3 protein-coding genes are annotated in these 2,302 nt (G+C 64.9%); 1 reads left to right on the forward strand and 2 read right to left on the reverse strand.

Translation table 11 applies throughout. The annotated features are described in order from the left end of the window. The first annotated feature begins 98 nt into the window (after positions 1–98). Positions 99–539, forward strand: coding sequence for a hypothetical protein (locus tag CYJ76_RS12280; protein ID WP_144043093.1), 441 nt, complete (start codon positions 99–101; stop codon positions 537–539). Between the two features lie 340 nt (positions 540–879). On the opposite strand, the gene CYJ76_RS11335 is transcribed toward CYJ76_RS12280, so the two are convergent. Further along, positions 880–1,452: a PDDEXK family nuclease gene (locus CYJ76_RS11335; protein WP_202820486.1), complete on the reverse strand. Its 573-nt coding sequence runs from the start codon at positions 1,450–1,452 to the stop codon at positions 880–882. Then, the coding region (locus CYJ76_RS11340) for a nucleotidyl transferase AbiEii/AbiGii toxin family protein (RefSeq protein WP_238138235.1) at positions 1,449–2,302 on the reverse strand (854 nt) is incomplete at its 5' end. The genes CYJ76_RS11335 and CYJ76_RS11340, both read right to left, overlap by 4 nt.

Raw genomic sequence — 2,302 nt, forward strand, 5'->3', positions numbered from 1 at the left:
CCCCCATCATCAGGGGACCTCGACCCCTACCTCGACCCGGTCACACCACCACTGCTACACCCTCAGATCGGAAGAGCCAAAATACGAGTGTGCATGGGGTGAAGCAGATGCCGAAACCTGCCATGGGGATCGGCCTCCTGCGACGCGTTCAGTGGCTCGCCGGGCAACCGAATTTCCATCGATATGCAGTTCTTTGGCAGAACTTCCTGTGGTCGTTCGGCGGATTCATTCTCGAGCATCGCCGGCAGAAAGAATATGAACTGCTATCGGATATTTCGGGCGTGCCGGCAGTCGAGGTGGGTGAGGCCTTGAGTGCGTTTGATAGATTCTTCCCGCTGAGGCAAGGAACTTGGATCGGTGCAGTAGGGCATACGAGTGTGCATGGGGTGAAGCAGATGCCGAAACCTGCCATGGGGATCGGCCTCCTGCGACGCGTAACGGTTGATAACCTTTCCGGCGCGGACCTCGAGGGCAACTCTCGTGATTACACGGGGGATGACCTGATTAAGTTTGCAAAGGCTCTCTTGGCTGCTGTTTGAGGGGTAGGGCCAGCGGGATGGTTCAGTTTTTGGAATGTATTTATGTTGATTCGGAATTAATTACTCGCTCGGATTCTCCTCGCGATGTAGTCATTCTTCGGTTCCCCCATCTCGGTGGTGGTGCTCGCGCCCGGAGATGGGAGGTGGTGCTCTCCGTCCCTGCCCTCCGGCTGAGGCAAGGCGGTCCGTGAATAGTTCGCCTCGTGGGGCCGCTCGACGAGCGGTCTCGCTCGCTCCAAGTGCGTACTGGGCCGTGCGCGCCTCTATCTGGCCGGTGCCGAAGTGGTCGGTGTTCGCCATGTCGCGGGTGAATCCCTCCTTGGATGCCGCCGTCTCGGGGCTAACCTTGCGGTACATCAGGACCTCCGGGCTGTGCGGGTTCACTTCCACGCAGGCGAAGTTCCTGAGGCGTCGGAAGGCCACGTAGGACTTCAGCTGCTGAAGTCCCCTCGAAGTCGCGGTACCGCACCAGCTCGATGCTGCGGTTGATCTGCTGCACGGCGTACTCGTCGTACTTGGTGAACCCCGCCGCCACGCAGATGAGGCGCGGGTTGCTCCAGTCGATCGCCTCGGCCGCCTCGTGGCCCAGGGTGCGCTGCACCAGCATCGTGAAGTCACCGCGGTGGTCCATGAGCCAGTCCAGGTAGAACAGGCCCTGGTTGATGACGTTCTCGGTGGTGGCCCGCTTGTACTCGAAGATCACCGGGCTGTCGTTCTCGTCCAGGCCGATGGAGTCCATGCGCCCGCCATGCCGCACGCCGGTGGAGTACTCGCTGGCCACGAACCGGACGCCGAAGGGCGTCTCCATGTTGGTCTCGATGACGCGCTGCAGGGAGCGCTCCAGGGCCATGGACCGGCTGGGCAACTCGGTGACCGTGCCGCCGCCGATGCGGAACAGCTTCAGGTCGCTCATGCGGGGTCCTCCCATCGCTGGCGTTCAGGTTCCCACGTGCCCGTGGTGCGGGTGTCGTCGAGGACGGGGTTCAGGGAGGCGCCGACCGCGGTCAGGGAGGCGTCCAGCGAGTGCCGGTTCGCAGGGAGCTCCGCGAAGGCCGCGGCGTTGCGCGGGTACTCATCGGGCCACCGTGGTCCGGGGGACACCATGTGCGCCGGCAGGGTCAGCCGTCGGCGCTCGGCCTCGTGGGCCAGCATTCGCGCGAGCCGCGCGGCATCCACCTCCAGAGCGCTGGTGATCCGCGCCAGGTCGGCGAGGTCCCGCCATCGCGTGGAGGCGGAGTCGTTCTTGTGACGCTCGTACAGGCCGCACGCCTTGTCAGCCATGTGGTTCTCCAGGGGCACGAGCGGAACCTCCGGCAGGTTCGCCAGCGCCGGGTCGTCGATCACAGGGTGCAGGGCCCGGCGGTCCACCGGGCCCTCCACGTGGCGGCGCTGGGTGACGTCGATCGGGAAGGACTCGAAGTGCAGGCCACTGGACAGTGCCCTGGCGCGGATCTTGTGCGCGACGGTGCCGTAGCCGAACTCGTCCGTGTGGTCGTGTGTGGTGATGTCGAGCAGCTCGAGCGTGAACCCGTCGCCGATGTCGTGGGCAACTCGCAGGCGCAGGTCCGCCAGGAGTTCGGCCGGGGTGCGATCCGCCGGAGCGTGGGCGAGGTCGACGTCCTGCGGGAAGCGCCCGCCCTGCAGCCGCACGAGCAGGGCGTTGCCGCCCAGGAGGATCCATTCCCGGCTCTTCGGAGTTGAGCGTGGGTGCTTGGGGGTAGGGGTCGAGGTCCCGGGCATGATCTGAGGACTTCTACCCCCTC

This window comes from Kytococcus schroeteri (assembly GCF_002847825.1).
GTDB lineage: Bacteria > Actinomycetota > Actinomycetes > Actinomycetales > Dermatophilaceae > Kytococcus > Kytococcus schroeteri.